Consider the following 6741-nt stretch of genomic DNA (forward strand, 5'->3'; position numbering starts at 1 on the left):
TCCCCCCTCTCTTTCCCTAGCCCTGAGCATCGTAGCCCCTAGCCCCTCTTTTTAATCAAAGAGATAATAGTAGACTGACAATTACCAGACCGAGCAGGAATAACCAAAAGATATTGCGCTGACACCAGCTTTTGACAAGTTGGGGCCAACTGCCACTAATGTATTGACTGCTGAGGGGCAAAATTGGTTCAGAGCGATCGTGATAAAGCGTACAATCTTGGGCAAAGGGACGTTGCGGAAAGTTACAGGTGTCGTCTTCGTGGTAGAGGCAGGTAGTACAGAGATATTCTTCTCCTTGGGAACGGTGGAGAGGGATACCCGGATGACCGTATGCTTTAAGAGGAATTTGACAATGGGGACAGGCGATCGCAGAAGCGTCTACAGGTTGGCTACAACGGGGACAATGTGGCATGGTGAGGGTTTTTCAGTTCAAAAGCGAAAATCAAAAATCCGCAATCTGTATGCTTTCAGGATGGATATACTGGCGGTTTTCCGAACATTGACTTCTAGGCTGGAGTCGCAGGCGATCGGCAGATACCCCAAAATAGAAATGTAGGCCGACTTTGATTTAACTTCAATTGTACAGATGCCTCGATCGCCTTTGTACGCGGCCTAAGATAGCACCCAATCAATGCTCCTAATAGCAGCAAAACCTTATGGATAACAGTAACTTACTCAAGCAACTGATCATGCTCGGCATTGGCACTACTTCCTTGGTGACGGAGAAATTACAGGAAGTGAGCGAGCAATTGGTTCAAGATGGCAAACTTAATTCTGAGCAGGCCCAAACCTTGGTAGATGATATGATGCAACAGATTAAATCGGAGCAGGGTAACTGGGAGGCGCAGATGCAGAGGCAACTGCGGAATATGATGCAAGATATAGGAGTCCCTCGGCAATCAGAAATGGATGAGTTACGGGGACGGCTCGACCGTTTGGAGCGTCAGGTGCGGGATTTAGAAAATCGCCTCTGGCGTTAAGTTTAGTGAGAGTAGTTGAGTAATTTTTGTACTGTGATAGGATAACTTTTGGTTATTCCCATCATCTCGGAAGGAGTAAGCATGAGGCTGGTATAGCTAATTTTTGTATTTGCTGATATCAATCTCAAAGTCAGCTCTGACTCTAATTTCGATGGCTATGTGTTCCCAAGCGGAGCCTAAAGATGGGATTGTATCACTGGAATAAGGAGGACTGAATTTTGCAAGGAATTCTGATCAGCTTGGGGGTAATGTTAGTATGCTGTGCGGTGCTGGTAATCTCTCAATTTAGCGGTAGCCGACAACAAGCCATTGCAGCCGTTGTTACCAAACCTCAACCCCAGACTGTGATTAAGACGGAGGTTGAAACGTCTTTAAATCAAAGCAATTTGCTAGTAGCTGAGGCTACAATACCAGATGCACCAGCTACTATCGCTGGCAATAATATGACTGAAAATACTGAAAAGACAATTACTACATCTTCCGGTTTGAAATATACTGAAATCAAAGAGGGAGATGGTGCGGAGCCAAAAACTGGCCAGACGGTGATAGTTCACTATACGGGGACTCTGGAAAACGGAACTAAGTTTGACAGTTCGCGCGATCGCGGTAGTCCTTTCCAGTTTAAAATTGGGGTGGGTCAGGTAATTAAAGGTTGGGATGAAGGCGTGGGCACGATGAAAGTTGGCGGCCGTCGCAAGTTAATTATCCCCCCCGAATTGGGTTATGGTGCTCGTGGTGCTGGTGGGGTAATTCCTCCTAATGCTACTCTAATTTTCGATGTGGAATTGTTGAAAATCGCTGGCTAAGAAGTCAACATTTGGCAGCTCTCAGTTTTTTGGGAACTTATGACCGTCTGGGAACTGCCAGATTACGAAATCGAGTAAATTGTGGATCGAATATTAATTTTACTATTCCTGTAGGCCCATTCCGATGTTTTGTAATTAAAACTTCTGCAATGCCTCTGTCAGGTGTATCGGGATTATAATATTCTTCTCTGTACAACATAATCACTAAATCCGCGTCTTGCTCAATTGAGTTATGAACAACAATATTATTGGCAATAAAGTTATGAAATTTAGGAACTGTTAAATCATAAACTTCGGTTTCACCATCAGGTTCTATAGAAATAATTTCATCCCAGTAAACATCGCTATTAATTAAACGGGTAATTTCATCAGACTTTACTGCTTGAGCTAATTTTTCTGCTCGCTCACGGCTAAAATTTTGTTTATAAATAGTTGTACCACAATATTTGTTGCCAAGCATAGCTTGCATCTGGCGTGTAGTAATACCATTCTGTTGCATGGCTGGAATAGCATATTGTAAAGATTGACTAGGCAAACAGCGAGGAAGAGCAAGACGGGAACCAGCTTCTAATTCATCCAAACGTTTCCAACCATTAAGGGTTAAAAATTTGTGATTGCTAGTTGCTTGAATGGTGCGTCCAAGGCGAGTTGTTAGCCGCAATATAGGCTTTAAACCAGTAGAAAAAGCATTGCTAACAATTGCTCTTTCTAACTGCATTGTAGCTTCATTGATCGCCCAAACTGCGAAGCCAGACTTTCCTACTAATTCTCGAATTGGTACTTGTGTACCATTGTCAGCTAATGTCACCAAGCTATCCCCAGATAAACAACCGCTTTCTCTCAAATCTGACATCATCGGTCGCTTATTTGTCCGCGCTTCTACACCTCTACTTAACTGAGATAAAGCAATAATTGGCACGCTGAGTTCCCGCGCTAAACCTTTCAGACTTCGCGTAATTCGAGATAATTCTTGCACCCGATTATCGCTACTTCCCTCCATTAATTGCAAGTAATCTAGTAATATTAATCCTAAAGCTCCGCCTTGTTCTGCTTGCAGGCGACGAGTTTTAGAGCGCATTTCTGTAACAGTAAGATTGGGAGTGTCATCAATGAAAATTGGCAATTCTGATAGGGAACCAATCGCGCTACTTATAGGAGCCCATTCGTTTTGACTAATTCTACCAGAACGCAGGCGATTACTTTCGATTCCGGCTTCACTGGAAAGAAGGCGCTGTACTAGCTGTTCTTTTGACATTTCTAAGCTAAAAATAGCTATTGGCAATTTCTGAGCAGCCGCGATATTATGGGCAATATTTGTACAGAATGCAGTGTTATGAACGCAGATATCATTAGCAACAAAGTTGTGCGTTTCGGGAATGGTTAAATCATAGACTTGTTTGTATCCCATCGGTTCTATTGATACAATTTCATCCCAGTAGATATCGCTGGTTGCTAATTGTTGTAATGGTAGATTTTCTAAGGCAGTTGCCAGGATAAAAAGCCGTTCGCGCGATAGCGAACGCTTGCCTACATGAATATTTGTGTAGCCCTTAATTCCCGCCCGCCGTGCTAAAATAGTCCAAGGTTCATTACCTTTTACTGCGGCTATTTCTTCCCAGATTTCAATCGGAATTAAATCGCGGTTAGTCTTGTATTGATTGTTGGCTAAGGCTGCTTCTAATTTTGTTACAGCATCTTCTTTGCCGAAAATTCCAATATTTGAAATAAATGTTTTGATGGATTGGGTATCAGTAATATCTAATTGCCAAGCTATTCTATGAGTGTTTTTATATTTGATATAACGCTTTTTAAGCTTGGCAATTATACCAAATCTTAGCAATAAATGTTGTATTTGTCTAGCTAGTTTTTCGCTAACTGAGCAATAGCCTAATTGCGCCTGACCGCTAGTTAAAACTGTTGCCCAGCCATCAGTTGAAAAAAGGCGGTTAAGGAATAAAGCAATTTGTGATTTATCCAACCTAAATATTAGGAATGGTACTGTTTTATTGTGAGCATCTTTCTGCCACAGTTCCAATTTTTCTAACCATGCAGTTAAAGGATTTTTCTTACCTTGGCTTAAGGATACATAAAGGGTTGTAGCTTTGTTTTCTCTCACTTCCTTGCGAACTTTTAAATCGGCGAATTCTTGAGCAGCTTGGGTAAAATCTGCTTGAATTAAAGGATGATTATTAGTAAATTCTGGTGTTGTATCTACCAGACAACCATCACCAATTAAATAAGCTAATAACTTAACTTCGCAGGGACGAATTTTTTCTGTGCCAAAGACATCAATTTTGCGAGGAACTGCAATTTTATTGCCTACTTTAAGTTCTGCAAGTTGTTGCCATCCTTTGATAGTTAAATAGGGGTGAGTAGTTGTTGTTTCTACAAACCTCCCAAGTTTGGTAGTTACTCGAAATGTAGGTTTGATGCCATCATCTATAAAGGCAGAGGGTTGAGTTATCTGAAATTTCCAATCTTTGCCTAATGTTAATAATTTTGTTTGATGTTCTTGATGTTGCTGATAGATTTCTTGAATGGTAGAAACGCTACCATCTTTTTGCACTATTAGAGTGTCAAAGGCAATACACTTGCCCATTGATGGCCTAGCAGCAACGATAATTAAATCAGAACGCTGGAAGCCTCCGGTCATGGCATCGAGGTCATAAAAGCCGCAGGGGATACCGGGTAAGGTTAAACCTTCATTGCGATTTTCTAACTCTTGAGAAATGACGTTTACAGTCTCGCTGATGGCAACTAAATCTTGCTGCGGACGGTCTTGAGTGATGTTAAAAATCTTTTGTTCGGCTTTGTCTAAAACTATTGGTAATTCTGTGGCTGTCTCGTAACCTAATTGGACAATTTCGTTGCCAGCGTGAATTAATTTGCGGCGAATATGTTTATCTTCAACTAATATGGCATATTGGTCAATATTGACTGCTGAAACTGTGCGTTCTGCCAGTTGTGCTAACTTGCTTTGTCCACCTATTTGCTCTAATTTGTTGCGGTCAGCAAGCCAGGTGGTGAGGGTCATTAAGTCGGTGGGTTTGCCTTCAAAATAGAGGTCGAGGGCGGCTTTGTAGATGACTTGATGGGCGGTAATGGCAAAAAAGTCTGGGCGGAGAAGTTCGGCAATCCGCGAAATGGCTTCGGGGTCAATTAGTATGCCTCCTAAAATTGCCTCTTCTGCTTCGATATTGGTTGGCATTAATTCACTCATTTGTCACCTTGTAATAGTCGAAGTTCTCTATTCTAAGTTTCGCATAATTTTCTACCCCTTAAAATCTTTTTCTTGATAATTTATGAGTTGGTGGCGGTGGAGAAGCAAGAGAGGTAAATTGCTGAGGAGGGTTGTTAATCATCTTTTATCACTCTCCGTAGATAATTTTATGGAACTAATTGTTTGTAAGGCTTTCGCCTTGCGAAGAATAAATTATTAAGAATGGCTAAAATCCAGATATTGCAAGAATAAAGCCTTTTTCTCTGACCAAAGTGACAAAAGAGGGATAAGACAGGAATACTTCATACCACCTGAAACACCACTGGACTAGCACCACTTTGATAATTAAGGCTCGTCACAATATGCTCTGCTTGGATACCTGCGGCAATAAGTGCAGAGGTTAACCCTTCCTCGAAGTTATCTTCTTCAATGATGACTTGAACATCAACCAAGCGAGCGTGAAACAGAATGGTGTCAAGCCAGCGTTGCTTATCCCAGCCTGTAGCTAGAATCAAAAAGTGACCGGAATCGGTATCGCAGACAGGATAAAGCTGAATCGCTTGTAAGCGAGGTTGGGTTCGCGTTGCCTCTTGCAGCGTTTTTTTCAGGATATCTGCATAACTTAATGGGCGCTCCATTGAACAATAGCCTCCCGCTCTGGTTCGTAAACTAATAAGTTAATTCTATTCCTCTGGACGGCTAACTGAAAAATTGGTTTTTGGAAGTGTCGAATATAGACGACTTGACTGATGGCTAAAAACAACTGTCGTTCGGGTTCTTGGTTCTCCAAAGCCCATTGGTAAAGCTGAAGTTGCCCCATCGTTTTTTCCAGTTCATTAATGACTGAAGGGGAATCGAAGTCTTTGATTTCCACAGCTATTTTACGTCCTTCTTTTTCTGCGGCAAAAAACTTTTCGGCTCCTAAATCAGCTTTCAAGAGCGTTTGTTCTAAGACTAAAATTAACGGGTCATCCGTAATCGTCCACCCATCTTTTTCGAGAGTGCGGCGCAGGGATAAATGTAAATTATCACGTCTGGACATTAGTTATGAAAGTTTGATATGAGAGGAGAAAATAACATAATTTTTTTGTCCCTGCGTAAATCCTAAGTATTAGTCCTCTTAAGAGGACTAAATCTATGAGGCAGGGGTTAAAACCCCTGCTGGACATTCGGTTTAACGTTAAGTTGACATCAATAATTTGATCCCAATGCCTACAAAGACACAACTTGAATTTCTACTTCGGCATTAACATCTGCGTGAAGCTTGATTTCAGCTTTGTAGGAACCTGTTTTGCGAATTTCAGGTAAGTGAATACCGCGTCGATCTATTTCTTGTCCAGTGGTGTTGAAAATCAACTCTGCAACTTCTTGGGTGGTGACTGTACCAAAAATTGCCTCACCTTCGCCGACTTGTTTGGAGATGATGAAAGTGGGGGCGGATTCGAGGGCTTTTTTGCGGGTTTCAGCTTGTTGCTTGAGCTCAAGCTGACGCTGCCTTTCGGCCTCTCTGCGGCGTTCTACTTGCTTGAGAATGCCTGGGGTTGTACGATAGGCGATTCCTTGGGGCAGTAGGTAGTTGCGGGCGTAGCCTGGGGCTACTTCTACTAGGTCTCCAACTTTTCCTAGTTTGGTGACATCCTTATTTAAGACTAATTGGACGCGCTTGCTCACGGTGATTCCTGTATTTTTGTAACTCGAACTCTTTATATTATCGAAGTTTGGGTAAGGATGGCAA

Annotated in this window: 7 protein-coding genes; 2 read left to right on the forward strand and 5 right to left on the reverse strand. The window is 42.0% G+C overall.

The annotated features are described in order from the left end of the window. Positions 1 to 55: 55 nt before the first annotated feature. Complete coding sequence (locus tag OSCI_RS28385; RefSeq protein WP_007354896.1) at positions 56 to 412, reverse strand: hypothetical protein; 357 nt, start codon at positions 410 to 412, stop codon at positions 56 to 58. Positions 413 to 656: 244 nt separating this feature from the next. On the opposite strand from OSCI_RS28385, the gene OSCI_RS10410 reads away from it, so the two are divergent. Then, the gene (locus OSCI_RS10410; protein ID WP_007354897.1) at positions 657 to 980 is read left to right on the forward strand and encodes a phasin family protein; all 324 of its coding nucleotides are present in this window, start codon (positions 657 to 659) and stop codon (positions 978 to 980) included. Between the two features lie 218 nt (positions 981 to 1198). Then, the gene (locus OSCI_RS10415) at positions 1199 to 1786 is read left to right on the forward strand and encodes an FKBP-type peptidyl-prolyl cis-trans isomerase (RefSeq protein WP_007354898.1); all 588 of its coding nucleotides are present in this window, start codon (positions 1199 to 1201) and stop codon (positions 1784 to 1786) included. A 37-nt stretch (positions 1787 to 1823) separates the two neighbouring features. Here the strand turns inward: OSCI_RS10415 and dnaB are convergent, their stop codons facing one another. The 4 genes from dnaB to rplI form a co-directional block, all read right to left on the reverse strand. Next, on the reverse strand, positions 1824 to 5006 hold the full coding sequence (gene dnaB, locus OSCI_RS10420; RefSeq protein WP_007354899.1) for a replicative DNA helicase: 3183 nt from the start codon (positions 5004 to 5006) through the stop codon (positions 1824 to 1826). A gap of 302 nt (positions 5007 to 5308) precedes the next feature. Continuing rightward, a complete protein-coding gene (locus OSCI_RS10425; RefSeq protein WP_007354900.1) occupies positions 5309 to 5644 on the reverse strand; it encodes an element excision factor XisI family protein in 336 nt (111 codons plus the stop codon). After that, positions 5629 to 6048 (reverse strand): XisH family protein, encoded by a 420-nt coding sequence (locus OSCI_RS10430; RefSeq protein ID WP_007354901.1) that lies wholly within the window; start codon positions 6046 to 6048, stop codon positions 5629 to 5631. The genes OSCI_RS10425 and OSCI_RS10430 overlap by 16 nt, the downstream gene beginning before the upstream one ends. Before the next feature lie 170 nt (positions 6049 to 6218). Continuing rightward, positions 6219 to 6677: a 50S ribosomal protein L9 gene (gene rplI / locus OSCI_RS10435; protein ID WP_007354902.1), complete on the reverse strand. Its 459-nt coding sequence runs from the start codon at positions 6675 to 6677 to the stop codon at positions 6219 to 6221. Positions 6678 to 6741 lie beyond the last annotated feature (64 nt).

Source organism: Kamptonema sp. PCC 6506 (assembly GCF_000180455.1).
Taxonomy (GTDB): Bacteria; Cyanobacteriota; Cyanobacteriia; order Cyanobacteriales; family Microcoleaceae; genus Kamptonema; species Kamptonema formosum.

Excerpts from the sequence above, each read along its gene's own strand:
- OSCI_RS28385 (WP_007354896.1), bottom strand. The coding sequence starts at position 412 with ATGCCACATTGTCCCCGTTGTAGCCAACCTGTAGACGCTTCTGCGATC.
- OSCI_RS10410 (WP_007354897.1), top strand. The coding sequence starts at position 657 with ATGGATAACAGTAACTTACTCAAGCAACTGATCATGCTCGGCATTGGC.
- dnaB (WP_007354899.1), bottom strand. The coding sequence starts at position 5,006 with ATGAGTGAATTAATGCCAACCAATATCGAAGCAGAAGAGGCAATTTTA.
- OSCI_RS10425 (WP_007354900.1), bottom strand. The coding sequence starts at position 5,644 with ATGGAGCGCCCATTAAGTTATGCAGATATCCTGAAAAAAACGCTGCAA.
- OSCI_RS10430 (WP_007354901.1), bottom strand. The coding sequence starts at position 6,048 with ATGTCCAGACGTGATAATTTACATTTATCCCTGCGCCGCACTCTCGAA.